General features: G+C 42.5%; 22 protein-coding genes. 10 read left to right on the top strand and 12 right to left on the bottom strand.

Annotated features, from left to right (window positions below):
- The first annotated feature begins 64 nt into the window (after positions 1 to 64).
- From leuS to PHEP_RS17590, 3 genes are all read left to right on the top strand, one after another.
- A complete protein-coding gene (leuS, locus tag PHEP_RS17600; RefSeq protein WP_015809338.1) occupies positions 65 to 2,875 on the top strand; it encodes a leucine--tRNA ligase in 2,811 nt (936 codons plus the stop codon).
- 177 nt (positions 2,876 to 3,052) lie between these two features.
- A complete protein-coding gene (locus PHEP_RS17595) occupies positions 3,053 to 5,005 on the top strand; it encodes an LTA synthase family protein (protein ID WP_015809337.1) in 1,953 nt (650 codons plus the stop codon).
- 78 nt (positions 5,006 to 5,083) lie between these two features.
- A complete protein-coding gene (locus tag PHEP_RS17590; RefSeq protein ID WP_015809336.1) occupies positions 5,084 to 7,522 on the top strand; it encodes a TonB-dependent receptor in 2,439 nt (812 codons plus the stop codon).
- A 4-nt stretch (positions 7,523 to 7,526) separates the two neighbouring features.
- Here PHEP_RS17590 and PHEP_RS17585 read toward each other — a convergent pair whose 3' ends face one another.
- Positions 7,527 to 9,188: an ABC transporter substrate-binding protein gene (locus PHEP_RS17585; RefSeq protein ID WP_238326497.1), complete on the bottom strand. Its 1,662-nt coding sequence runs from the start codon at positions 9,186 to 9,188 to the stop codon at positions 7,527 to 7,529.
- Positions 9,189 to 9,206: 18 nt separating this feature from the next.
- Here PHEP_RS17585 and PHEP_RS17580 point away from each other — a divergent pair, with 18 nt between their 5' ends.
- Positions 9,207 to 9,665 (top strand): substrate-binding domain-containing protein, encoded by a 459-nt coding sequence (locus PHEP_RS17580; RefSeq protein ID WP_015809334.1) that lies wholly within the window; start codon positions 9,207 to 9,209, stop codon positions 9,663 to 9,665.
- Here PHEP_RS17580 and PHEP_RS17575 read toward each other — a convergent pair.
- Positions 9,652 to 10,173 (bottom strand): NADPH-dependent FMN reductase, encoded by a 522-nt coding sequence (locus tag PHEP_RS17575; RefSeq protein WP_015809333.1) that lies wholly within the window; start codon positions 10,171 to 10,173, stop codon positions 9,652 to 9,654. The two genes, PHEP_RS17580 and PHEP_RS17575, sit on opposite strands and share 14 nt — an antisense overlap.
- A gap of 183 nt (positions 10,174 to 10,356) precedes the next feature.
- On the opposite strand from PHEP_RS17575, the gene PHEP_RS17570 reads away from it, so the two are divergent.
- From PHEP_RS17570 to lepB, 5 genes are read left to right on the top strand one after another with little or no spacing between them, the layout of a single operon-like run.
- Positions 10,357 to 11,160 (top strand): ParA family protein, encoded by an 804-nt coding sequence (locus PHEP_RS17570; RefSeq protein ID WP_015809332.1) that lies wholly within the window; start codon positions 10,357 to 10,359, stop codon positions 11,158 to 11,160.
- A 10-nt stretch (positions 11,161 to 11,170) separates the two neighbouring features.
- Entirely contained in the window at positions 11,171 to 12,094 is a 924-nt protein-coding gene (locus tag PHEP_RS17565) for a ParB/RepB/Spo0J family partition protein (RefSeq protein WP_015809331.1), read from the top strand.
- A complete protein-coding gene (locus tag PHEP_RS17560; protein ID WP_015809330.1) occupies positions 12,094 to 12,747 on the top strand; it encodes a DUF5683 domain-containing protein in 654 nt (217 codons plus the stop codon). Before PHEP_RS17565 ends, PHEP_RS17560 begins: the two co-directional genes overlap by 1 nt.
- 55 nt (positions 12,748 to 12,802) lie before the next feature.
- Positions 12,803 to 13,543 (top strand): 4-hydroxy-tetrahydrodipicolinate reductase, encoded by a 741-nt coding sequence (dapB, locus tag PHEP_RS17555; protein WP_015809329.1) that lies wholly within the window; start codon positions 12,803 to 12,805, stop codon positions 13,541 to 13,543.
- A 6-nt stretch (positions 13,544 to 13,549) separates the two neighbouring features.
- Positions 13,550 to 14,746, top strand: coding sequence for a signal peptidase I (gene lepB / locus PHEP_RS17550; RefSeq protein WP_015809328.1), 1,197 nt, complete (start codon positions 13,550 to 13,552; stop codon positions 14,744 to 14,746).
- 2 nt (positions 14,747 to 14,748) lie between these two features.
- Here lepB and PHEP_RS17545 read toward each other — a convergent pair whose 3' ends face one another.
- The 10 genes from PHEP_RS17545 to PHEP_RS17510 form a co-directional block, all read right to left on the bottom strand.
- Positions 14,749 to 15,834: an Ldh family oxidoreductase gene (locus PHEP_RS17545; RefSeq protein WP_015809327.1), complete on the bottom strand. Its 1,086-nt coding sequence runs from the start codon at positions 15,832 to 15,834 to the stop codon at positions 14,749 to 14,751.
- 5 nt (positions 15,835 to 15,839) lie between these two features.
- Positions 15,840 to 17,426: a bacillithiol biosynthesis cysteine-adding enzyme BshC gene (gene bshC, locus PHEP_RS17540; RefSeq protein ID WP_015809326.1), complete on the bottom strand. Its 1,587-nt coding sequence runs from the start codon at positions 17,424 to 17,426 to the stop codon at positions 15,840 to 15,842.
- Positions 17,427 to 17,472: 46 nt separating this feature from the next.
- A complete protein-coding gene (rimO, locus tag PHEP_RS17535; protein WP_015809325.1) occupies positions 17,473 to 18,807 on the bottom strand; it encodes a 30S ribosomal protein S12 methylthiotransferase RimO in 1,335 nt (444 codons plus the stop codon).
- Between the two features lie 24 nt (positions 18,808 to 18,831).
- The gene (gene ftsY / locus PHEP_RS17530; protein ID WP_015809324.1) at positions 18,832 to 19,794 is read right to left on the bottom strand and encodes a signal recognition particle-docking protein FtsY; all 963 of its coding nucleotides are present in this window, start codon (positions 19,792 to 19,794) and stop codon (positions 18,832 to 18,834) included.
- A gap of 72 nt (positions 19,795 to 19,866) precedes the next feature.
- Positions 19,867 to 20,025, bottom strand: a complete 159-nt coding sequence (locus PHEP_RS21950; protein ID WP_015809323.1) for a DUF4295 domain-containing protein — start codon at positions 20,023 to 20,025, stop codon at positions 19,867 to 19,869.
- Between the two features lie 36 nt (positions 20,026 to 20,061).
- On the bottom strand, positions 20,062 to 20,244 hold the full coding sequence (gene rpmG / locus PHEP_RS21945) for a 50S ribosomal protein L33 (RefSeq protein WP_015809322.1): 183 nt from the start codon (positions 20,242 to 20,244) through the stop codon (positions 20,062 to 20,064).
- 40 nt (positions 20,245 to 20,284) lie between these two features.
- The gene (rpmB, locus tag PHEP_RS17525; protein ID WP_015809321.1) at positions 20,285 to 20,518 is read right to left on the bottom strand and encodes a 50S ribosomal protein L28; all 234 of its coding nucleotides are present in this window, start codon (positions 20,516 to 20,518) and stop codon (positions 20,285 to 20,287) included.
- A gap of 104 nt (positions 20,519 to 20,622) precedes the next feature.
- Positions 20,623 to 21,141 carry a hypothetical protein gene (locus PHEP_RS17520; RefSeq protein ID WP_015809320.1) on the bottom strand — a complete coding sequence of 173 codons (519 nt, stop codon included), beginning with the start codon at positions 21,139 to 21,141 and terminating at the stop codon, positions 20,623 to 20,625.
- Positions 21,131 to 21,598: a sigma-70 RNA polymerase sigma factor region 4 domain-containing protein gene (locus tag PHEP_RS17515; RefSeq protein ID WP_015809319.1), complete on the bottom strand. Its 468-nt coding sequence runs from the start codon at positions 21,596 to 21,598 to the stop codon at positions 21,131 to 21,133. Before PHEP_RS17515 ends, PHEP_RS17520 begins: the two co-directional genes overlap by 11 nt.
- Positions 21,599 to 21,930: 332 nt before the next feature.
- A complete protein-coding gene (locus PHEP_RS17510) occupies positions 21,931 to 22,857 on the bottom strand; it encodes a helix-turn-helix domain-containing protein (RefSeq protein ID WP_162141667.1) in 927 nt (308 codons plus the stop codon).
- A gap of 325 nt (positions 22,858 to 23,182) precedes the next feature.
- On the opposite strand from PHEP_RS17510, the gene acs reads away from it, so the two are divergent.
- Positions 23,183 to 25,081, top strand: coding sequence for an acetate--CoA ligase (gene acs, locus PHEP_RS17505; RefSeq protein ID WP_015809317.1), 1,899 nt, complete (start codon positions 23,183 to 23,185; stop codon positions 25,079 to 25,081).
- Positions 25,082 to 25,136: the final 55 nt, after the last annotated feature.

Here is a 25,136-nt window from a genome sequence, read left to right as displayed (position 1 = left end):
GTAAAACCGTTTCGCTAACAACCTTTATTTCTTTATTTTCGCGCTACAAAAAGGAACAGCAATAATGGATTACCAATTTAAAGAGATAGAACAAAAGTGGCAGAAATTCTGGGCGCAGCATAAAACATTTAAGGCAGCTGATGCCAGTAATAAACCTAAGTTTTATGTATTGGATATGTTTCCTTACCCCTCCGGGGCCGGGTTACATGTTGGTCATCCGCTGGGATATATTGCCTCCGATATCTTTTCAAGATATAAAAGGTTAAAGGGCTTTAATGTGCTGCATCCCATGGGCTATGATTCTTTTGGGTTGCCGGCCGAACAGTATGCAATACAGACCGGGCAGCATCCTGCATTAACAACCGAAGCCAATATCAATACTTACCGTAAACAGCTGGATGGGCTTGGATTTTCTTTCGACTGGAGCAGGGAAGTGCGTACCAGTGATCCGGAATATTATAAATGGACACAGTGGATTTTTATGCAATTGTTTAACTCCTGGTATAACCTGGAAACGGACAGGGCAGAAGATATAACCACGCTGATAGAAAAATTTAATGCCTCGGGCAGTGCCGACGTAAAAGCCGTTTGTGATGAAGACACAAAGACCTTTATGCCGAGCGACTGGGCTGTTATGACTGATGAGGAAAAACAGGAAGAACTGTTAAAATACCGACTCACTTATTTAAAGGAAAGCACTGTAAACTGGTGTGCTGCATTGGGTACAGTGCTGGCCAATGACGAAGTAAAAGATGGTTTTTCTGAGCGTGGAGGGCATCCGGTAGAACAGAAAAAGATGATGCAATGGAGCATGCGGATCTCTGCTTATGCAGAGCGTTTGCTGCAGGGTTTAAATACGATAGACTGGCCTGAGCCGGTTAAAGAGATGCAGCGCAACTGGATAGGTAAAAGTATCGGTGCCGCTGTGAAGTTTAAAATTGAAGCTGCAGTCAGCAAAGCATTGCCTGCTGGTGTAGATGCCATTGAAGTTTTTACTACCCGCGTAGATACCATTTTCGGAGTTTCGTACCTGGTACTGGCGCCTGAACATGAGCTGGTGACGGCCTTAACTACGCCCGGACAACTTGATGCGGTGAACAGTTATATCGCCCAGACCAAAAAGAAATCTGAACTGGACCGTATGGCCGATACCAAAACCGTATCGGGTGCTTTTACAGGAAGTTATGTGATTAACCCGGTAAGCGGTGAGCGCATCCAGCTGTGGATTGCCGATTATGTGCTTGCTGGTTATGGAACCGGTGCGGTAATGGGTGTGCCGAGCGGCGACCAGCGCGACTGGTTGTTTGCTACGCATTTTAACCTGCCAATTGTGCAGATCCTGGATGCACAACAGGATATTGAGCATCAGGCCGATGCTACTAAAGACGGAAAATACATCAATTCCGGTTTCATTAACGGAATGAATTATACGGAGGCTACGGCTACTTTAAATGCCTGGCTGGAAGAGCAGGGGCAAGGTAAAGCGAAAATAAATTACCGCATGCGCGACGCGATATTTGGTCGCCAGCGCTATTGGGGCGAGCCAATCCCGGTATATTTTAAAGATGGCCTGCCCTATTTAATTAAAGCAGAAGAATTGCCTTTACTGCTGCCCGAAATTGATAAGTATTTGCCTACAGAGACAGGCGAGCCGCCATTGGGCAGAGCTGAGGACTGGAAATATGAGGATGAATACGAGTACGAGCTGAGCACCATGCCTGGCTGGGCTGGTTCCAGCTGGTATTGGTACCGTTATATGGATGCAAAAAATGATTCGGATTTTGCTTCAGCAGAAGCCATTAAATACTGGAAGGATGTAGACCTGTATATCGGCGGAGCTGAACATGCTACAGGCCACCTGCTGTACAGTCGTTTCTGGAACAAGTTTTTAAAAGATCTGGGCTACGTGCAGGAAGAAGAGCCTTTCAAAAAGCTGATTAACCAGGGTATGATCCAGGGCAGGAGCAACTTTGTATACCGGGTAATTGATGAAGAGGGAAGGGGTACAAATAAGCTGGTTTCCTATGGCTTAAGAAAAGATTATAAAACATCGGCATTGCATGTAGATGTGAATATTGTAGACAATGAGGTCCTGAACATTGAGCAGTTTAAGCTGTTTAGACCCGAATTTGCAGATGCAGAATTTATTTTGGAGAATGGCAGATACATCTGTGGTGTTGAAGTAGAGAAGATGTCCAAATCCAAGTTTAACGTGGTAAATCCCGATGTGCTGATAGAGAGTTACGGTGCTGATACCTTGCGCATGTATGAAATGTTTCTGGGGCCGCTTGAACAGAGCAAACCATGGAATACCAATGGCATTGAAGGGGTATTTAAATTCCTGCGTAAGTTTTGGCGCCTGTTCCATAATGAAGCATGGACATTTCATGTAAACGATTCGGTGCCCTCTAAAGCGGAACTAAAAGCCCTGCACAAAATCATTAAAAAGGTGCAGGATGATGTTGAAAGGTTCTCTTTCAATACCTCTGTTTCCAGCTTTATGATTGCAGTGAACGAGCTGACTGATCTGAAATGTAAAAACCGTCAGGTGCTGGAAGACCTGGTGGTGGTACTTTCACCTTATGCACCACATATATGTGAAGAGCTTTGGATGTTGCTGGGCAATGAGGCTGGCAGCTTGTCCTATACACCATATCCAACCTTTAATCCGGCTTACCTGGTTGAAGATGAGTTCAGTTACCCTGTTTCGGTAAATGGTAAAACCCGTTTAAACCTGAGCATGAGCCTTACTTTAGAGGCTAAAGAAGTAGAAGAAACCGTTTTGGCCAATGAAGATGTGCAGAAATACCTGGAAGGTAAGGCACCTAAAAAAGTAATTGTAGTGAAGGGCAGGATTGTCAATATTGTGATCTAAGAGCGCAGCTTTCAGCGTTTTTTTGATTAAACAGAGCACCTGGTTCAGTAATATAACTGGCCCAGGTTTTTTATTTCCGGGTTTTCTAAGTAAAAACAGTTTTGTCAGAAAAAAATGACTAAGTTCAGTATTTAAACAGAATTGAAGCTTACATTTGCAGGCTTAAATTAACCAGATATGCTGAACAAATTATTTAAAGGCAGGTATAGCAGCTTGTTCTCTTTTCTACTTGTCTTTATTTTTAGCTCTTTCCTGATCAGGACTGTATTGCTCTTTATCTCAATTGGAAAAGCAGATTTTACTATTTTAGGCGTAATTCAGATTTACCTGCTGGGCTTTGTTTATGACCTGGCTGTAGGTTTGTTTTTAACTGGCTTGTATAACCTGTACCTGCTTTTTCTGCCAGGTAAATGGGCCAATTCTATAGCAAATAAGGTCCTTACTTATGCGGGGCTTTTTATCATCTTGCTCATTTCTTTCTTTTCTTTTTTTGCCGAACTTACTTTTTGGCAGGAATTTGAGAGCAGGTTTAATTTTATTGCTGTAGATTACCTCATCTACACTACCGAAGTAATCAATAACATCATTGAATCGTATCCTTTGCCATTACTGATCAGCGGGATATTGCTGCTGGTGGTATTGGTGTTCTGGTTGTTTACCAAAAAGAAGGTCTTCCGGTATACCTTTCAGTCGGCCATGCCATTTAAACAAAGAATAGCAATATCTGGTGTTTTATTGCTGGCAACCATCGTTTATCCGCTGGTGCTCAGCAATTCTTTTGCAGAATCTGGTACCAATCGTTACCAGAACGAGCTTTCAAAAGCAGGTATCTATTCCATTTTTGCAGCCTTTAAAAACAATGAACTTAATTATAAGGATTTTTATGCCTTGCTTCCTGACGATAAAGCTTTTGCCCTGATGCGAAAACAGCTGCAGGATCGGCACAGTGCATTTGTCAGTACAGGCCATTCGATAAAGAGAACAGTTAAGAGTGACAAACCTTTGTATAAACCCAATGTGATCATGATTACGGTGGAGAGCTTGAGTGCAGATTTTCTTGGGCATTTTGGCAATACACAGCATTTAACCCCGGTACTGGATTCGCTGTCGCAACACAACCTGGTATTTAACAATATGTTTGCAACGGGCACCCGTACCGTAAGGGGAATGGAAGCCCTCTCGCTTGCTATTCCTCCAACACCGGGAAGCAGTATTGTAAGGCGAAGTAAAAATGAGAACCTGTGTACTGTTGGTTATATTTTTCAACAGGCAGGTTATACCCGGACTTTCTATTATGGTGGCGATGGTTATTTCGATAACATGAATGAGTATTTTGGCAGTAATGGTTTTGACATTACTGACAGGGGCAGGAACATTAAGGTAGGCGAGAGTTACCTGACCAAAAGGACCATCATTCAGGATAAACAGGTAACCTTTGAAAATGCATGGGGAATATGTGATGGCGATCTTTTTGATGCCGTGATAAGGGGTGCCGACCAAGATTACCAGAATGGTAAGCCTTTCTACAATTTTGTAATGACCACCTCTAACCACAGGCCTTTTACTTTTCCTGATGGTAAAATTGAGGCCAAAGTGAAGAACAGGGAGGCTGCAGTGCGGTATACAGATTTTGCTATAGGCGACTTTTTGAAAAAGATGCAGAAGAAGGCGTGGTTTAAAAATACAGTGGTGATTATTGTGGCCGACCATTGTGCGGCCAGTGCGGGAAAAAATGAGATCGACATCAGTAAATATCACATTCCCTGTATTGTACTGAACCTGCCGGTAAAAGGTAAAGTAGCAATTGATCAACTTTGCTCGCAGATAGACCTGTACCCCACTTTGTTCGACCTGCTGGGCTGGAATTACGAGAGTAACCTGTATGGACAGAATGTTTTAGAACCAGGCTACCAGCCCCGTGCTGTATTAGGTACCTACCAACAGCTGGGATATTTAAAGCAGGACAGCCTGGTTATATTGGGGCCACAGCAAAAAACCGAGACCTTTATTTATCACCGGGAGAACAATGAACAGGTACCCAATCCGTTGTCCAGAACGGTTATTGAGCAGGCCATGGCCAATTATCAAACGGCTTACGACCTGTTTAAAAACGGTGGCCTGCACCAGTAAGTGTTTGGATAGTTTCCCATTATAATGAATTTTCGGATGAGCTGTAACAATCTTTATCTTTCGTCAACTAATTGTAGTATGAAAACTTATAAGAAACCAATCATTTTACTATTTATATTTTTAGCAACTGCTTTTAATGCCAGCGCGCAATTTTCACTGGGCGGCGGTACAACATCTACGGTTACCGGTCGCATTACGGCTATAATCATGGATTCTCTGACTAAAAAGCCTGTCGACTATGCCAGTATTTCCCTGATTAAGGTGAAGGACAATAAATCTGTTAACGGTGGAGTTACCGATGCGAAAGGAAAGGTAGTATTGCAAAATGTTGTACCCGACGAATATAAACTGACGGTCGGCTTTATGGGCTATAAGACCAGGACGTTGAATGTGAAAACCACGCCAGAAAAACCAGACCACAATACAGGGATAATTTACATCAGCCCTATTGCAGGTAATTTAAAGGAAGTAGAGATTACAGGGCAGAAAGCACTGATAGAAAATAAAGTAGACAAACTGGTCTATAATGCCGAGCAGGACATTACCAATGCCGGCGGCGATGCGACCGATGTGATGCGCAAAGTTCCAATGCTTTCGGTTGATATTAACGGGAATGTGCAGCTGAGGGGAAGTTCCGTGCGGGTACTGATCAATGGTAAGCCATCGGGAACTATGGCCAATAGTGTGGCCGATGCGCTAAAAATGATCCCTGCAGAGCAGATCAAAAGTGTAGAGGTGATTACCAGCCCCTCTGCGAAATACGATGCTGAAGGTTCGGGTGGGATCATCAACATCATTACCAAAAAGAAAACCGCCGAAGGAGTTAGCGGAAGTATAAATACTACCGTAGGTACGCGTTCCAATAATGGAAACTTTAGTTTGAATGCCAAAACCGGGCGTTTATCCGTAAATGGAAATCTGGGGTTAAACCAGGCCTACCCGCAAAATTCAAAGGTGGTTACTTTTAACAGTGCCACTATAGATGGGGTTACCAATACGGTATTACAGGATGGTTATTCCAAATGGTCGAGGGTAGGTTACAATGGGAGCTTTGGCCTGGATTATGATGTGAATGCCTATAACAACTTCAGTACCACGGTAAAAATGAACCGTTTCTCTAATGGAGGGCCCGGCAGTTCAGACATCCTGAGAAATGGCATTGCTTCTACCAATTTCAGGGATATGGACATGAGTTTTAATAACCTTGACTGGAACGTAGACTACCGTAAAACAAGTAAAAAAGAAGGAGAAGAGTTTAGCGTATCTGCACAATTGTCGACCGGTCGCAATGGTAGTGATTTTACCAACAGATTTACCAGCGCAGGGATTCCTGATGTGGTGATACTTGGCCATAACACAGGTAAAAACAATGAGTATACCCTTCAAACCGATTATACCTATCCTTTTAGCAAAACAACTACTCTTGAAACAGGTTTAAAGGGGATCTTCAGGAACATCATCAGCGATTATGACCAGTCGGCACAGGATTTTGATTATGACCAGAATGTGGCTGCGGCTTACGGGGTGATGGGTTTTAAACTGAGCAAGAAAATTACGGTTAAGGCCGGCTTAAGGGCAGAATATACCAAAATAGGTGGACTGGCAGGTAATACGTTTAATTTTGACAACGATTATTTTAACCTGTTTCCTAGTATGGTGATCTCGCAGACCTTAAAAGCTATGACCACCCTGAAGCTGAGTTATAACCGTAGGGTGCAAAGACCCAGCCTGTTTTATCTGAATCCCTTCAGAAATGAAAGTGATGTGTTTAACCCTATGGAAGGAAACCCGAAGCTGTCGCCCGAACTTTCGGATAACATAGAGCTGGGTTATTCCACTTTTATAAAAGGTTCTGTAATTAACGTTTCGATGTTTTACCGCAATACACAGAATGTAATAGAAAGTGCCATAAGGCCAATTGTTGACAATGGCATAAGTAAAAACCTGACTACCTATATCAATGTGGGTACCAGTCAGTCTTACGGTTTTAACGTATTCGGTTCTTATAACCCTAAACCGAAATGGACCTTAATGGCCAACCTGGGGCTAAACACCTACGAAATTAACAATGCAGAGAACAATATAAATACCGGTACCTTTTTAAATTATACTGCTTTTGCCCGTTCTGCTTATGCGCTGCCTGGTGGCTGGAGCACCGAGCTATGGGGTGTGCTGAATGCACCAAAACGGACCTTCCAGGGAAAAACCGATATGATGTATTTTTATGGAGGAGCGGTTAAAAAGGAAATCCTGAAGAAAAAAGCTACGATAGGATTAAATGTGCTGAACCCGATTAACCGCGATCTGAACATCAAAACTACCAATACCACTGCCAATTCTATCCAGCGCACCGATATCCATTATCCTTTGCGTTCCTTTGGGTTGAACTTCAGTTATAATTTTGGAAAAATAAACTACAATGCCCAGTCTAAAAAGAAAAAGGGGATCAACAACGACGACCTTAAGAAAGACGAGCAGCAGGGTGCTGGGCAAATGGGTGGTGGCGGACTAAAATAACCGCTTAATTTTCCTTCCTGACAGTCTTCAATATCATCAGGTTTAACGCATTCACCTGCAGGCCACTGATATTGTTCTGTGTCATCACAAGCGATTGATCGTAGAGTATCGGCACTACGTTGGCATATTCTACGATCATTCTATCCATTTTCTGATACAGCAGGTAACGCTTTTGGTTGTCGCTTTCGTAATAGCTCTGTTCAAAAAGACGGTCAAACTCATCGTTAAAATAACCTGTATAATTGGGGCCGTTCGGTACTTTGTTCCTGGAATAGAACATGGCCAGGTAGTTCTCGCCATCCGGATAATCGGCAATCCAGGAGCCCCTGAAAAAGTTTACCCCATTTTTTGAGATCAGGTCGCGCAGACTGGCACTTGGGCTTACATCAACCTTTACATTGATGCCTATGGCACTTAGCTCCCCCTGAATAAATTCGATCAGGTCTTTATAAGTGGTAGAAGTGCTGAGGGTAATCTGCGGCATACCCTTTCCGTTCGGGAAACCAGCTTCGGCCAGTAGGCGGGCTGCTTTTTGCGGTTCGTAATGGTAACCTTTAACCGCTGTACTGTCAAAACCAGGCATGCCATGCGGGATAAATCCAGAGGTGGCCGGCATGCCGATGCTGTTCCTTAAATATTTGATCAGCTTGGGTTTATCAATCGCATAATTAATGGCCTGTCTTACCTTTTTATATTTTAAGGGCGAATTTTTAGCAATGGCCTTCGAGGTGTCTACCAGGATACCTACGTATTCTGTGCACAGATAAGGGCCTTTTCTGAGCTTGAATTTGCCTTTGTACTTACTGGTCATTTTTCCGCTTTTGGTTAAAATATCGTCACGGTAGCTGCCATCAACCTTATCAAAATAATCCAGGTCCTTTTTAATGAAATTCATGAAGGCACTCTGCTTGTCGCTAATAAAAGTAACTTTTACCGCATCCAGGTAGGGCAATTGCCGGTCGCCTTCTTTTTCCCAGTAATGTTCGTTTTTTAACATCACCAGTATCTCATCCTCTTTCCAGTACTTGAATTTAAACGGACCCGTGCCTATAGGGTGACTACGGAAATCCTTACCATAATGCTCTACAATTTCTTTCGGAACCACTGAGCAGTACTGCGTAGTGAGCAGGTTCATAAAAGCAGGAAAAGGCTTCATGAGTTTTACCTGGAAAGTCGTGTCATTTACCGCAATAAAGCTATTGATGTCTTTTACCTTATCGCTGAAGATCCATCCCCCGGATGAAGCCACTTTTGGGTCTATAAGCCTGTAAAAGCTGTATCTGAAATCTGCTGCAACAGCTTTACGGCCTTTGCCACCCGGAAAAATCGGGTCGTCATGAAAATAAACATCATTGCGGAGGTGAAAGGTGTAGGTTAAGCCGTCTTTCGAAATTTCCCATGTTTTAGCAATACAGGGCAAGGTATTTAAGGAACTGTCAATCTGTACCAGTCCGTTAAAAATCTGGTTGATCATCCAGATGGCATTCTGGTTGCGCGCAAAAGCGGGATCAAGGGATGTCACATTTTGATCAAGGTTCATGCTAAAAACCTTTTTTTCTGCATTGGAAGATTGGTTTTTACATGCTGCAAAAGTTAAAATGAGCAGCAAAGAAAAAATATTGCTTAGAATACGGCGCATCAGTTCAGGAATAGTAATTTTGTACAAAGTAATAAATAAATCTATATGTCTTTTTTAAATGCGGTTATAAATAAAGTTAAAGATGAGACTTTAAGAGAAGATCTTCAGGAAAGGGTAGATATAATCCAGCATAAAATAAAGTTTATGGAAAAGGTACCTGTAGCCTGTCTGGATACACATAACAAATTAAATTATGCGCTGGAAGAAGTGATTGTAGATGCCGGGGGGCTGCTGCACGATTTTACCGATACCGCAAAAGTGGTCATCTATATGGAAAAGGGGCGCACCATGCTGGAACTGATGGGTATTGTACCTGCACTACTGCAAAATACATGGCCTGCTGTGGCTTATAACCAGGTTTACCTGATGAACGGGCTTGACCTGGATTTTGACGATGCCAGGGACCTGGTAGCATTACTGGAAGACATTGCAGAAATGCTGCATCCGGGATCTTTTGTGTTTGGCAATGAAGGGATTGACTGGCTGAGCTTTAAAACGCAATAAACTTGTCCATCTGCTGTCCTGTAAATTTTAAAGTATCTTCTTTAAACAGGTTGCCATTTTCATCAAATTCGGTTTTAATGGCAGAAATGTGGATCCTTAAGGGCAATACATGTAAATGCAGGTAGCTGCAAACCCCACCAAAATGATCTATTCCCCTGATGTTGCCATACCTGCCAGAGGAAAGCCCCACTAAAGCCGCTTTTTTATCATAAAAACTCTCGGGAAAGTTACAGGCATCTATAAACGTTTTCAGAACCCCGGGAAAGCTGCCGTTGTATTCGGGTATAATAAAGAGAAATTTGCTGGTTTGGGTAACCAGCTGCTGGATGGGCTCAAAACCCGGACTTCTTTTTCCATAAAGGTCAGACTCAATCAGGCTTTCCGGCAGGTCTTCCAGATTAAAAAGGTTGGTTTGTAACCCTTTTTCTGCCAATGTTTTCTGGTAATATTTTGCAACTTTTAAGGTATTACTTGCCGGCCTGTTTGTGCCCGATATGATGGTTACCATGTATAAATTGTTAATAAGATGTGTAAAACACTTATGGCATTAATACTAATTTTGCCATTTAGTTTGTATCTTAGCTAATCGTTAAAATATGCCTAAATCATTACAAAAATAGCATTTTTTATAGATTTACTTCAACGTAAATTAAAGCCTTATTAAATAATTGGTAAATTATTAAAAAGATAAATGAGTAAAATTATTGCATTGGCAAATCAAAAAGGTGGTGTAGGTAAAACAACATCATCTATAAACTTAGCCGCAAGTTTAGCCGTACTGGAATACAGGACATTATTGGTTGACGCAGATCCTCAGGCAAATTCTACCTCCGGTATTGGTTTTGATCCAAGAAATATCAAGAACAGCATTTACGAGTGTATCATTAACGATATCGAACCTACAGAAGCGATACAAAAAACAGAGACTCCTAACCTGGATCTGTTGCCTGCGCACATAGACCTGGTTGGTGCCGAGATTGAGATGATCAACCTGAACAACAGGGAGTATAAAATGAAGGCTGTACTGGAAAAGATCAAAGATCAGTATGATTTTATCATTATTGACTGTTCTCCTTCCCTGGGCCTCATCACCATCAATGCACTTACAGCTGCAGATTCTGTGATCATCCCTGTACAATGCGAATATTTTGCGCTTGAAGGTTTGGGTAAACTCCTGAACACAATTAAAATTGTACAAAACCGTTTAAATCCTGAACTGGAAATTGAGGGTATTTTGCTGACCATGTATGATGTACGTTTGCGCTTGTCCAACCAGGTGGTTGAAGAAGTGAAGACACATTTTCAGGAATTGGTTTTTGAAACCATTATTCAACGTAATACCCGCCTGAGTGAAGCACCAAGTTATGGTGTTTCTGTAATTATGCACGATGCAAATTGCAAAGGGGCCATCAATTATCTGAACCTTGCACGCGAGATTGTTCGTAAAAACGGAATGGTTAAAGAAGTGCAGGATGTAACCACAGCAATTATATAATTATTTTTTAATGACATCTTTTCAGCGAAAAACAGGTTTAGGCAGAGGATTAAGTGCGCTCTTAGATGATAGCGAATCGACTAATCCACCTAAAAATAATGGGGTTAACCCGGTAAGCGAAACCAGGCAGGAAACCAGTAGTAACAACGGGATCGGCCTGATCAATATCAGCGAAATTGAGACCAATCCTTACCAGCCGCGTACTGAATTTGATCAGGTGGCTTTAAATGAGCTGTCGGAGTCTATCAAGGTGCAGGGACTGATCCAGCCGATCACAGTTAGAAAGCAGTCGGCCAACCACTACCAGCTGATCTCGGGTGAGCGCAGACTGCGTGCCTCTAAACTGGCAGGCTTAACACAAATACCAGCATACATCCGGCTTGCAAACGACCAGCAGATGCTGGAAATGGCGCTGATTGAGAACATACAGCGCGAAAACCTGAATGCGATAGAGGTAGCCCTCAGCTTTCAGCGCATGCTGGACGAATGTAACCTGAAACAGGAGCAGCTTGGCGAAAGGGTAGGTAAAAACCGGACCACAGTAACCAATTACCTGCGCCTGCTGAAATTACCCCCGGCCATCCAGATCTCTATCCGCGACCAGAAAATATCTATGGGACATGCCCGTGCACTGATCAATGTAGAACAGCCCGATAAACAACTTTTTATCCACCAGGAAATTATTGATAAAGGACTTTCGGTTAGAAAAGTAGAGGAACTGGTAAGGAGCATCAACAGCGTTGAAGTAAAACCAAAATTCCAGCTTAAAACCAAATCAGTACCGGCCGAATATCAGAAGCTGCAGAAAGACCTGGCTTCTAAATTTGCCACAAAAGTGAAGCTGAAGGTAGGCGAGAATGGCAAAGGGGCAATAGAAATCCCCTTTATGTCCGACGACGACCTGAACAGGATCTTAGAGCTGCTTGACTGGTAATGTATAAGTTGCTGCTGTTATCGGTGCTGTTGTTTTTTGCTGGTCTTACCACAAGTGCCCAGATTGCGCCCGGCAAAAAGACTGCAACCAGGGAAAAAACAGAGGCAAAAAAAAAGGATAGCACAGTACTGCAGACCTCCAGAGGAGATTCTATAAAGCCTTATGTAAACATGGGTAAGATTGCCGGCCGCAGGGCTGCAATCAGGTCGGCTATGCTGCCGGGACTGGGCCAGATCCGTAATGGCTTTACTTTTTACAGGGGCTTAAAAGTGGCCGGTATTTATACCGGAGCAACCCTGCTTACCATTTCTTATATGGACAACAGCAAAAAGTACAACATCTTTTTAGATGAGCTGGAATATAGAGCAAAAAATAACAATCAGTCGCCACCGGGAAGCCCTTATGCGAGTTCACCTACCGACCGGCTTACCCAGGCTAAAGATATTTACCGCCGAAACAAACAGGTTATTATTTTTTCTTATGTAGGCTTATATTTACTGAATATTGTAGAAGCCTATATTGATGCGCGCCTGGCAAACTTTGATGTAGGCGATGTAAGCCAGATAAAAGTAACACCTGACCTGATCAATACCAATACGATATATGGCTTTAACCCGGTTACTCCCGGAATAAAGCTTAGTTTAACGTTTTAAATAAATAGAAGGATGAAAACTGCGCAGGCAGCTGCTTAACCTAAAAAAGATATATATGAAATTAGCCTTACTCGGTTACGGTAAAATGGGACAGATCATTGAGCGCTTTGCCCTGGAAAGGGGCCATGAAGTGGTCCTGAAGATCAATATTGACAATACAGAAGATTTAACGAGGGAAAACCTGTCGAAGGCCGATGTGGCCATCGATTTTAGTGCCCCTGATGCAGCTTTGAGCAATATCTACGCCTGCTTTGATGCCAACCTGCCAGTGGTGGTTGGTACCACCGGCTGGTACGGGCAACTGCAGGAAGTAAAAAATGAGTGTTTGAGCAGTAACAATACCCTCCTTTACGGGTCAAACTTTAGCATAGGGGTTAACCTGTTTTTCCATATCAATAAAGTAATGGCGAAACTGATGAACGACTATCCGGCCTATGAAGTACAGGTAGAAGAAATCCACCATACCCAGAAGCTGGACTCACCAAGCGGTACCGCTATGACCATTGCTGAAGGGATTATTGAGCAGATGGACAGAAAGACCGAGTGGGTAAATGAACTGGTAGGTACCCAGTTTGACGATGTGGTGAAAAAAGAGCAATTGCTGATCGAATCGCTCAGGATGGAAAACGTACCGGGTACACATACCGTACTCTACAGTTCGGAAGTGGATGAAATAGAACTGAAGCATACCGCCCATAACCGTGCAGGTTTTGCATTGGGTGCAGTAGTTGCCGCCGAATGGTTACAAAATAAACAGGGCTTTTATAACATAGCCGATATATTTAATTTTAAATAACAAGATATGAGTTGGAAATTCTGGCAAAAAACTAAAGAAGACAAGCCAAGAAAGAAAAAAACAAGAAGCCGTGAATGGCTGGATGCCATTGTTTTTGCCGTTGTTGCCGCCACCATCATCAGGGTCTTTTTTATAGAAGCTTATACCATCCCTACCGGTTCCATGGAAAGGTCTTTACTGATCGGTGATTTTTTGTTTGTAAGTAAAGTAAATTATGGAGCAAGGATACCTATGACCCCTGTTGCTTTTCCTTTTGCCCATCATACCATGCCTTTAACGGGCACCAAGGCGTACTGGGACGGGGTGCAATGGAAATACCGCAGGTTACCGGGATTGTCTGATATCAAAAGAAATGATGTAGTTGTTTTTAACTATCCGCAGGGCGATACGGTTGCCCTGGAACAACAGGATATTGATTATTACCAGATGGTAAGAAGTGAGGGCTGGAAAGAGATCAATACCCGTTATACGGTGGTGAGCAGACCGGTCGATAAAAGAGAGAACTACATTAAACGGTGCATCGGTATAGCCGGTGATACGGTAAGCATGAAGGCAGGCCTGGTTTCTGTGAACGGGAAACCTGAAAAACTGAAACCTACAGGACAGTTTTCTTATGAAGTGACCTTTAAAACGCCTGATGTGAACCCCGCAGTTTTCGAAGATATTGGTTTTAACATCAGCAATGACATCAACAGCGTAGATCCGACCACCTGTTATTTCAATGGTTCTGAACTGATGATGGACCAGGTGCGGAAACTTGATTTTGTTAAATCTGTTAAAGAGCTGTCAAAACCGGAAGGACAGCGTGAAGCAGATATTTTTCCTTTTGATAAAAACAGAAACTGGAATGTAGATAACTTTGGGCCAATTGTTATCCCTAAAAAAGGGTGGACGGTGAAGCTAGACAGTGTAAATATGCCACTTTATGAGCGCAGTATCCGCATTTATGAAGGCAATAAACTGGAAAAATCGGGCAATGGCTGGCTGATCAACGGAAAGCCTGCCGATACTTATACATTTAAAATGGATTACTACTGGATGATGGGTGATAACAGGCACAACTCCCTGGATTCACGTTATTGGGGCTTTGTTCCGGAAGACCATATTGTAGGAAAAGCGTTATTTATCTGGATGAGCTTTGATAGCAACGCCAAATTCTTCCACAAGATCAGGTGGAGCAGGTTACTCAGGGGCATCCATTAAGATCAGGATAAACCAGCAATGCCCAGTTTAAGGGCAAGTGCATTTAAATCATCTACAACGGCATCTATTAAAGGGATGCCGTTTTTTTTGCGCTCCTTTTCCGCAGCATATTCCGGTTCACCGGGAATGATAACGGGTTTCTCCTGGTCTATAGGCGCTGCACTTTTAAAGCGTGCAACCCAGTTGTCCAGGTGCTCTTTAAAATCCTGCGCCGGTCTGAAACCATCTACACGCATGGCGCCAAAAAAATGGCCGATGCCTTCGCCAACAGGATCATTGGGCGGATCAAGAAAAGCTACAAAAGGGGGCACCCAGGGGCCATAATTGGCACCTGAAAGCACTGCAGATAAAATGTCAACCGTTGCACCCAGGCCATAGCCCTTATGACTGCCATGATCTTTATCGCTGCCCAGGGGCAGGAGTGAGCCACCTGCTTTAAGTTCGTGTGGGTTTACTGATGTTTTTCCTGCTGCATCCTGTACCCAGCCTTCCGGTATTGCTGTATTTGCCCTTTGTGCAATTTCCAGTTTTCCGTTTGCAGCTGCAGCAGTAGCCATATCTACCACAACCGGTGGATATTTGCCGGCAGGAAAAGCATAGCACATGGGGTTGGTGCCCAGCAGGCGTTCTGTAGTATAGGTAGGGGCCACAAGCGGACTGGCATTGGTCATGCTGATACCGATCATGTCCTGTTCTACTGCCATTAAAGCATGGTAGCCTGCTATACCAAAATGATTGGAGTTTTTTACCGAAACCCATCCGCTGCCATAAGTCCGCGCTTTTTCTATCGCAATTTTCATGGCAAAAGGCGCTACAACCAGGCCCAGGCCACTATCGCCATCAACTGTTGCCGTAGTGGCTGTTTCGTGCACTACTTTTACAACCGGCCGGGCATTGATGCGTTTCTTTTCCCATAACCTTACATAACCACTTAAGCGTGCTACGCCATGCGAATCAATGCCCCTTAAATCAGAACGCAGTAAAACATCGGCTGCCAGTTTTGCGTCGGTATCCGGACAACCCATCTGTATAAATACATTTTCGGTAAACTGACGTAAATGTTGCTCGGTAAAGGTGTAAAATATCATGTTATTCAGGCAAATAATACAGTGAACTGATGGTCAAGAGGTTTGAAGCTGCTGATCAGCGATTCGATGAAATCATCGCCATACAGCACAAACATGGGAGCAATATTCAATACCCTTTCCTGCAATACCCCGGTCGGAAAAAGTTTTTCTTTCAGGTTTTCTATCTGTGCCAGTGAAGTTTTATGCTTGCGCTTTTCTGCCCTCAGCATTTTCTTTTCCAGGCTGGCTATTAATTTGAGTGCTTTGGTTTTGGCCGCATCGGCAGATTGCGAAAGGCTCTTGTCAATTTTATAGGCATTCAGTTTGATCTGGTCAAACACCGCCCGTATAGCGCGTTCCTCATCGTCCAGGGAAAGCTGCAAATTCACATGTGCCTTCACCCATTCGTTTTTAAGCGTTTCAGTTTTACTGAACAGGTTTTTATGGCTGATACCCAGTATTTCCATCCTTGTTTCGCTGGGTTTATCGATCACCAGGGCCGAGTTGCGCAATAAAAGCACAGGAAAATCTATCTGGTAATGGTCAAAGTTATTTTTCAGCTGTAACCAGTAAGTAAGTTCTGCTCCGCCACCTATATAAGCGAGATTGGGTAAAATCACTTCCTGGTATACAGGGCGCATCACTACATTGGGACTAAAACGCTCAGGGAAGTTTGTAATTTCAGTTTTAAGTGTATGCTGATCAAAACTGATATCCGTGTTCATCACGTTATACCGTCCATCTTCTTCCACAATCCGTTCCCTCAGTTTATCGGTCATGTAAAAGAAATTAATTTCTCTGGGGTTTACCTGCGGCTTATGGCCCAGGGCTTCAAGTGCGGCATTACTTTCACTGATCAGTTTAAAACTCTGCTGCTCCGTAATGTCTTTATATATGATCTCTGCAAACTCCTGTTTAAGCCGGTGGTCATCAGCATCTATGCAAACCAGGCCATATTTCCCAAACAAGGCATTCACCAGGTCTCGGGTGGCATCACTCAGTTTTTCATGACCAGTATAGGCATGGTCTACCCGGTCAGAAAGGCACAGTCCGTTTTCGCTAATGCCCAGATAACCTTTGTAAGCGATGAGGGTGTCCTCAATATCGGCAGTACCCAATCGTCCCGTTGCCCCAGCAGCCTGTTTGTTCCAGGTCAGCATCTTGTCCTCAACTTTTACATGGTTGATCTCTTCAAAATCATGGTCTTCAGTAGCCATCCAGTAAACCGGTACAAAATTATATTCCGGAAACTCTGCTTTTAAGTCGGCCGCCAGATTTATGGCCGTTACAATTTTATAGATAAAATACAACGGGCCGGTAAATATATTGAGCTGATGGCCGGTTGTAATGGTAAAGGTCTTTTTGTCATTAAGCAGTCCGATGTTTTTGATCACCGCTGCCGGTGTTTTTATACTGGCATATTGTCTTTGTAAAGTTTCCACCAGCAGATCTCTGTCGGCCTTAAAGTTGCGATTGGCAATGGCCTGGGCAAAGCCCTCAAAGCTGGGGCTATACCTGTAAAATGCCTTTAACTGATCATTTCCACTGATGTAATCGAGTACAACGGCAGAGAAAGCGTTTGTTTCCTGATAAGAGATGTATTTAGCCTGCATTGCCACGAATTTAAGTTAATAAACCATAATTCTTAATTTGCGGCTTTTATTTTACAATCTGTCCATATAGATCAAAATCTTCCGCCCGGTCAATCTTCACCTTTACAAAACTGCCATTGGCGGCATAGCCCGTGCTGGCATCAATTAAAACTTCGTTGTCTACCTCCGGCGAGTCAAATTCAGTACGGCCGATAAAGAAGGCGCCTTCTTTTCTGTCAACCAGCACCTTATAGGTTTTGCCAACCTTTTCCTGGTTGATGTCGTACGAAATTCCCTGTTGCAGTTCCATAATGGCGTCTACACGTTCCTGTTTTATTTCATCAGGCACATCATCTACCAAACTGTGGGCATGGGTTTTTTCTTCATGCGAGTAAGTGAAACAGCCAAGTCTGTCAAAACGGGTTTCTTCCACCCAATCCATCATTTCCTCAAAATCCTGTTCCGTTTCGCCCGGGTAACCGCAAATTAAGGTGGTACGCATGGCAATGCCCGGTACCTTATCCCTGATCTGGTTTACAATGTCTATGGTTTTTTGTTTGGTAATGCCACGGCGCATCGATTTCAACATATTGTCTGTAATGTGCTGTAAAGGCATGTCCAGGTATTTGCAGATGTTCTCGCGTTCGTTCATGGCATCCAGGATTTCCATTGGGAAACCGGAAGGGTACGCGTATTGCAACCTGATCCACTCAATACCGTTCACATCAGACAATCTGCGCAGCAGTTCATCCAGGTTACGTTTACCGTAAATATCCAGGCCATAATAAGTGAGGTCCTGTGCGATTAATATCAGTTCTTTGGTACCCCCTGCAGCCAATATTTTAGCTTCATTTACCAGTTCCTGCATGTCGCGCGAAACGTGCTTGCCCCGCATAAGCGGGATGGCGCAAAAAGAGCAGGGGCGGTTACAGCCTTCTGCTATTTTAAAATAGGCAAAATGGGAAGGCGTAGTCAGTAAACGTTCGCCAATCAGCTCATGCTTATAGTTTGCACCTAAAGCGTGTAGCAGGTTATTTAAATCGTTGGTGCCAAAAAAAGCATCAACATTGGTAATTTCAGCTTCCAGTTCTGGTTTATAACGCTCCGATAAACATCCGGTTACAATAACCTTTCCCACTTTTCCTTCTTCTTTAAGCTGACTGTATTGCAATATGGTATCAATAGATTCCTGTTTTGCATTGTCAATAAAACCGCAGGTATTGATCACTACGATATCGTCTTTACCCATTTTATTGGCCTCATGCACCACATCCATGCTATTGCCGCGCAGCTGACCCATTAAAACTTCCGAATCGTAGGTGTTTTTTGAACAACCCAATGTAATTACATTGATTTTAGGTTTTTTAACAGGTACTATCTTTGACGGTGTTTTTGTATTCATGTTATATATTGGGTATTCTTTTTATTAGTTAAACAGGCTGTCAACAAATGCTTTTTTATCAAACAATTGCAGGTCGTTCATGCCTTCGCCTACGCCTATGTATTTTACCGGAATTTTAAACTGATCAGAAATCCCAATCACTACACCGCCTTTTGCGGTACCATCCAGTTTGGTAATGGCCAGCGCATTTACATCAGTAGCTTCAGTAAACTGTTTGCATTGCTCAAAGGCATTTTGTCCGGTCGACCCATCCAGTACCAGCAGTATTTCGTGTGGGGCAGAAGGGATCACCTTTTGCATTACATTTTTAATTTTCCCCAGTTCGTTCATCAGGCCCACTTTATTGTGTAAACGGCCGGCGGTATCAATGATCACCACATCCTCGCCATTGGCTACTGCCGATTGCAGGGTATCATAAGCTACCGAAGCGGGGTCAGACCCCATGGCCTGTGCCACTACACGTACACCAACCCGTTCGCCCCAAAGTTTAATTTGTTCTACTGCAGCAGCCCTGAAAGTATCGGCAGCGCCTAAAACAACTTTAAGGTTTTCTGCTTTCAGTTTATGTGCCAGTTTGCCTATGGTGGTGGTTTTACCTACACCATTTACACCAACTACCATAATTACATAAGGCTTGTGCTGTCCGTATTCAAACTGGCGGAAATCATTGCTGTTGTTCTCTGCCAGCAGCAGCTGGATCTCATCGCGCAGCAGGTGATTCAGTTCAGTGGTAGATAAGTACTTGTCTTTCGCTACGCGCTGCTCAATACGTTCAATGATTTTTAATGTTGTACTTACACCCACATCCGAGGTCACCAGTACTTCTTCCAGGTTGTCGAGCACATCATCATCAATGCTCGATTTGCCTGCAACTGCCTTTGTGATCTTGCTAAAAAAACCTTCTTTTGTTTTTTCTAATCCCTTATCCAGAGCCTCTTGCGCTTCAGGCGCAGTTTCTTTTTTCTTGAAAAAATCGAATAAACCCATACGAATGTATAACAAAACAAAAAAAGCCCTCCCGATAAAAAGGGACGGCTTTAATATGATTAAATATTAAAATTATTTTCTAGATGCAGCGATAGCATCCTGAACGTGATCGTTGTGAACAATAACTTCTTTGAAAGAATAAGCACCTTTAGGTGATTTAGTCATTGTAATAACTTTCGAATATTCTTTTCCTTTGCCCGTTTTAAGGGTTGCAACTACCTTTTTTGCCATGATTTAATGGATTGTATTTTTTAAATACTAAATGTATTACTTAATTTCTTTGTGTACCGTTACTTTTCTCAATACAGGGTTAAATTTTTTCAATTCCAAACGCTCTGTAGTGTTTTTACGGTTTTTAGTAGAGATATATCTAGACATACCAGGCATGCCGCTAGTTTTATGCTCTGTACACTCTAGAATAACTTGTACTCTGTTACCTTTTTTTGCCATTTTATTTATCTTAAGGTTGATTCACATCAACCAATGTTATTTACAAATATCCTTTTTTCACGAAACGGTTGATCGCCTCAGTAATACCAATTTTATTAATGGTTTTGATTGCTGAAGTAGATACTTTCAGTGTTATCCAACGGTCTTCTTCAGGAATATAAAATTTCTGAAGTTGTAGGTTGGGATAAAACTTACGCTTGGTTTTAACGTTTGAGTGAGAAACATTAAAACCTGCCATTGCCATTTTTCCGGTTAAATCACAAACTCTTGACATGCCTTTATTTATAGTGTTTAATTATACTTTCTTAATTTTTTAAGAGTTTGCAAATATCAATAAAATATTTGTAACCATCAAGCCGTGCCCAAAATATTTTCAATTTATTTTTCAGGCTGTCCTTGTTTCTTTTTACTTAGCTCCTGCTGTTGTTTTTCCATTTGTTTCATCATCTGCCGGTTTTCCAGGTAATAATAAATAGCAAAGCCTAAAAATATTTTTCCAAGTATAAAAATGCCCAGCAGTATCCATCTCCATATTTTATGGATGCGCATATGGGTAGAGGAGCCTTCAACTTCAATAAACTGACCATCTTTGGCGGGTATTTGTTTCTCTTCAGTTCCAATTCTTTTTGAATGGACTTTTAACATTCCCGGATGGTCCTCTTCTGTTTTGGCCAGTTCTTTAAGGTTGTCATCAATTTTGTCCCATACCCTTGTCGGAGGTTTAATCGCCATATATTTGGCCAGGTTTTCCAGATCAACTTCCATTCTGTACAAGGCATCGTCAATTTCGGGGTGTACTGCTTTAAGGTATAATAGTTTATGGGTTTCTGTTTCACTGGCCGAGCCCGATAAATAAGCTTCCAGGGCTCCGCTTTTTATGTATTCATTAATGTCCACAAGTATTTCTTATTTGGTCGAAAGCCTCTTTCAAGGTTTTTCTGATTAAATCTTCGGGTTTATTTTCATTTTTTGCAAGGGTTTGGATTAGTCTGCCTTTATAGTACACTTCCTTAAGCACGTGCCTTTGTTCGGGAGACAATTTCGTAAAGCATTTGTTGCTGGCGCTATTTTTTTGAGGATCCAAACCTATAGCCATAGCCATTTCACTAAATCCTATGAGTTTAGACCGCGCAAAATTTAACAACTGGCTCCAAATATTGTATTCGTCCCAGTTCCATACATTATAGTTGCGTGCAATGTCTGTAAATATGTTTACAAGAAATTCTTCCGCTATTTTCTCATTGTCTATAACCTGGTTAATGTAACCCAGCAGCATTCCGCCATATTGGTCATAAACCTGTTTCAGGCGTTCGTCCCCGTTTTTAACAGATAGGTTTTGATTGATTTGGAGCATTAGAGTCTGGTTTTGATGCGTTTTTGTTATAAGTGACTAATTTAAAGTTAGTTGCCTGCCACTAAATTAATAAAGTTTTGCAAATCAACCAATAAGTTCAGCAAAAGCTTTTTGTTCATTTTTAAATTAGCCTTTTGAATACATTTGGTGCGTAGCTCAGCCCGTATTTTATTAGAAGGGGTTTACATCTTATAGATTAAGAATACATGGAAATGGCAGGGTTTTGGTATTCCCATTATTAATTTATGGTTAACCCATCCTTAGCCCACCTTTTCCCTGGAAAAACGTGGGCTCACTGTGGGCTGACTGTGGCCTTACTGTGGGATCAATATTTACCGTTTCGTACCCATTTTAGGTGGATAACCATAATACATTTTAAAGACTTTACTAAAATGAAAGATATTTTTATAGCCTGCAGTAAGTGCAATTTGCCCCACAGTAAGCCCGGGTTGTTTTAGCAATTCCATTGCCTTTGCCATACGCAGCTTTACAATAAATTTGCTTACAGTCAGACCAAAGGTTTTTACAAAGAGTCGGTTCAGCGTGCGGGTGCTGGTGTTAAATTGTTTCGCAATTTCGTAGGTGTCGCCCAGATTGGATTGGGTATAGTTTTCCATGAGATAGGCTTTGATCTTATAGGCCGTATCATTTGCATGTGCCGCGTCGGATGTGGTATCCTGGGGTTCTGTCAGCGGCTGAAGCGCAGCTTTATTTTCCAGGTATTCCGTTTCCGACAGGTTAAGCATAGAGGCGCAGTACCTGGCAGGCAAGCCACTAATCTTGTATTTTTCAAGAAACAACTTTACCCTTTCCTTTACCGGCAGCCTTAACATCTGTACCAGGTGATCGGCGGCCTGCTTGTCCAGAAAAATGATATGCTGTACCAGTTTATTGGTTTCAGGATATTGTTGCAGCTGCATCACATCGGCTCTGTTGATCTCAAGAACGGTTACATCGCCTACAGCAACAAATTTAAACCGGATAGGTATCTGCTCAAAAAAACTGTCCAGATCGGTTACAATTTGCAGTGGCTGATAGATCCTTTCTACAATTTCCTCACCTTCGTTACCTTCCCTGATCACTACAATAAATCCGCTGATCAGCTGCCAGGCTTTATTGGCCAGCTGGCCGGGTTTTAAAAATAAGTGCTTGTCTTTTTTAACTTTTTCGGTCATCATAGGCTGCAGGTCGTTCCAAAAGCCAGCCGAAAGGGGAAACATTTTGTGTAAATAGTCTAATAGACGGTCAATGTTGTTCATAGGTGTTGAGAGGTTAGGCAGAAATAAGAGCATACATCAGCATTTAAAAATGCATCATTATGTAAACCTAGTAAACTTTACAGTTAACATCAAAATTTTTATACAGAATTGCTACGGTATTACTCCGGCTGGTGTGTATTGACCAGTGGTCTTATACTCCTTTTATTAGAAAAATATCTGCCTTTATGATTATGTGTTTACGTAACCGCTTCTAATAAGCTTCTTTACGCTTTTTGCATTTTTATCTTATAAAACATACTATAAAAGTTTTGATAGCTTTTTAATAAAGCTATATTTGAACTTTAGTATCGAAATAAATTAAACCATGCAAATTAAATCATTTGAAGAGTATCAAAAAACCTATCAGTATAGTGTAGATTACCCTGAGCAGTTTTGGGAGGGTATTGCCAATAATTTTCAGTGGAGAAAAAAATGGAATAAAGTGTTGTCCTGGAATTTTTCTGAACCTAATATTAAATGGTTTGAAGGGGCTAAATTAAACATCACTGAAAACTGTTTAGACCGTCACCTCGCAGAAAATGGAGATAAACCAGCCATTATCTGGGAACCAAATGATCCTCAAAAAGAAAGTATTACCTTAAGTTATAAAATATTACATGAGCAGGTTTGCCGTTTTGGCAACGTGCTGAAAAAGAATGGCGTGAAAAAAGGCGACCGGGTATGTATTTACATGCCTATGGTGCCTGAACTGGCTGTTGCTGTACTGGCCTGTGCCCGTATTGGGGCAGTACATTCAGTAGTATTTGGTGGTTTCTCTGCCAAATCTATTGCCGACCGTATCAATGATGCAGAATGTAAAGTGGTTATCACAGCCGATGGTGCATTTAGAGGAAACAAGCAGATTCAGCTGAAAGAAGTAATTGACGATGCCCTGATTGGCTGCCCGACAGTGGAAAGGGTAATCGTTTTAACCCATACCCGTATGGCCGTATCCATGCTGAAAGGACGTGACGTATGGTGGGAAGATGAAATTAAACTGGTAGATACCAATTGCCCGGCTGAAGAAATGGATGCGGAAGACCTGCTGTTCATTTTATATACTTCGGGTTCAACCGGCAAACCTAAGGGGGTGGTACATACCATTGGCGGTTACATGGTATATGCTGGATATACCTTCTCTAACGTATTTAACTATCAGCCGGACGAAGTGTTCTTCTGTACGGCAGATATCGGCTGGATTACCGGCCACTCTTACATTGTATACGGGCCGCTCTCGCAGGGCGCTACCACTTTGATGTTCGAAGGTATCCCTACTTTCCCTGATGCATCGCGCATGTGGCAGGTGGTAGAAAAACATAAAGTAAACATTTTATATACTGCACCAACGGCCATTCGTTCCTTAATGAGCTTTGGTGAAGAACCGCTTAAAGGAATAGACCTGAGCTCTTTAAGGGTATTGGGGTCGGTAGGTGAGCCTATAAATGAAGAGGCATGGCACTGGTTTGACGAGAACATAGGCAAAAGCAAATGTCCGATTGTAGATACCTGGTGGCAAACGGAAACAGGCGGCATTATGATCTCGCCGATCGCTTATGTTACGCCAACCAAACCAAGTTTTGCTACGCTACCTTTGCCGGGTATCCAGCCGATGCTGGTAGATGAGCAGGGTAAGGAAATTGAAGGCAATGGCGTAAATGGAAACCTGTGTATCAAGTTCCCATGGCCTGGCATGCTGCGCACCACTTATGGCGATCATGAGCGTTGCAAGCTAACTTATTTCTCGACCTACAAAGACCTTTATTTTACAGGTGATGGTTGTTTAAGGGACGAGGATGGTTATTATCGCATTACCGGCAGGGTAGATGATGTGATCAACGTATCTGGCCACCGCATTGGTACAGCAGAGGTAGAGAATGCCATCAACATGCATGCCGGTGTGGTAGAAAGTGCAGTGGTAGGTTATCCACATGATGTAAAAGGGCAGGGTATTTATGCTTTCGTAATTAACCCTAATGTCCATAATGATGAAGACCTTACCCGTAAAGATATCCTGCAAACGGTAACCCGGGTTATCGGCGCTATTGCAAAACCGGATAAGATCTTGTTTGTATCGGGTTTGCCTAAAACACGCTCGGGTAAAATCATGCGCCGCATTTTAAGGAAGATCGCTGAAGGCGAAACTTCTCAGATCGGCGATACCTCTACTTTATTGGATCCTGCAGTAGTAACGGAGATCATAGAAAAAGCAGGACAGCTAAAATAATACCCGGATTTAATTGGGTAAAAAAAGGGGCATGAATTTCATGCCCCTTTTTTGT

This window comes from Pedobacter heparinus DSM 2366, assembly GCF_000023825.1.
Lineage (GTDB): Bacteria > Bacteroidota > Bacteroidia > Sphingobacteriales > Sphingobacteriaceae > Pedobacter > Pedobacter heparinus.
Note: the sequence above shows the minus strand (reverse complement) of the source record. Positions and strands in the feature narration are given on the sequence as shown.

What these genes read in the sequence shown, in the direction of transcription:
- PHEP_RS17560 (WP_015809330.1), top strand. Translation starts at nt 12,094, where the DNA reads ATGTATAAGTTGCTGCTGTTATCGGTGCTGTTGTTTTTTGCTGGTCTT.
- rimO (WP_015809325.1), bottom strand. Translation starts at nt 18,807, where the DNA reads ATGAATACAAAAACACCGTCAAAGATAGTACCTGTTAAAAAACCTAAA.
- PHEP_RS17565 (WP_015809331.1), top strand. Translation starts at nt 11,171, where the DNA reads ATGACATCTTTTCAGCGAAAAACAGGTTTAGGCAGAGGATTAAGTGCG.
- PHEP_RS17580 (WP_015809334.1), top strand. Translation starts at nt 9,207, where the DNA reads ATGTCTTTTTTAAATGCGGTTATAAATAAAGTTAAAGATGAGACTTTA.
- ftsY (WP_015809324.1), bottom strand. Translation starts at nt 19,794, where the DNA reads ATGGGTTTATTCGATTTTTTCAAGAAAAAAGAAACTGCGCCTGAAGCG.
- lepB (WP_015809328.1), top strand. Translation starts at nt 13,550, where the DNA reads ATGAGTTGGAAATTCTGGCAAAAAACTAAAGAAGACAAGCCAAGAAAG.
- PHEP_RS21950 (WP_015809323.1), bottom strand. Translation starts at nt 20,025, where the DNA reads ATGGCAAAAAAGGTAGTTGCAACCCTTAAAACGGGCAAAGGAAAAGAA.
- PHEP_RS17595 (WP_015809337.1), top strand. Translation starts at nt 3,053, where the DNA reads ATGCTGAACAAATTATTTAAAGGCAGGTATAGCAGCTTGTTCTCTTTT.
- acs (WP_015809317.1), top strand. Translation starts at nt 23,183, where the DNA reads ATGCAAATTAAATCATTTGAAGAGTATCAAAAAACCTATCAGTATAGT.
- PHEP_RS17570 (WP_015809332.1), top strand. Translation starts at nt 10,357, where the DNA reads ATGAGTAAAATTATTGCATTGGCAAATCAAAAAGGTGGTGTAGGTAAA.
- leuS (WP_015809338.1), top strand. Translation starts at nt 65, where the DNA reads ATGGATTACCAATTTAAAGAGATAGAACAAAAGTGGCAGAAATTCTGG.
- bshC (WP_015809326.1), bottom strand. Translation starts at nt 17,426, where the DNA reads ATGCAGGCTAAATACATCTCTTATCAGGAAACAAACGCTTTCTCTGCC.
- PHEP_RS17575 (WP_015809333.1), bottom strand. Translation starts at nt 10,173, where the DNA reads ATGGTAACCATCATATCGGGCACAAACAGGCCGGCAAGTAATACCTTA.
- PHEP_RS17515 (WP_015809319.1), bottom strand. Translation starts at nt 21,598, where the DNA reads ATGCTCCAAATCAATCAAAACCTATCTGTTAAAAACGGGGACGAACGC.
- rpmB (WP_015809321.1), bottom strand. Translation starts at nt 20,518, where the DNA reads ATGTCAAGAGTTTGTGATTTAACCGGAAAAATGGCAATGGCAGGTTTT.
- PHEP_RS17545 (WP_015809327.1), bottom strand. Translation starts at nt 15,834, where the DNA reads ATGATATTTTACACCTTTACCGAGCAACATTTACGTCAGTTTACCGAA.
- PHEP_RS17510 (WP_162141667.1), bottom strand. Translation starts at nt 22,857, where the DNA reads ATGAACAACATTGACCGTCTATTAGACTATTTACACAAAATGTTTCCC.
- dapB (WP_015809329.1), top strand. Translation starts at nt 12,803, where the DNA reads ATGAAATTAGCCTTACTCGGTTACGGTAAAATGGGACAGATCATTGAG.
- rpmG (WP_015809322.1), bottom strand. Translation starts at nt 20,244, where the DNA reads ATGGCAAAAAAAGGTAACAGAGTACAAGTTATTCTAGAGTGTACAGAG.
- PHEP_RS17590 (WP_015809336.1), top strand. Translation starts at nt 5,084, where the DNA reads ATGAAAACTTATAAGAAACCAATCATTTTACTATTTATATTTTTAGCA.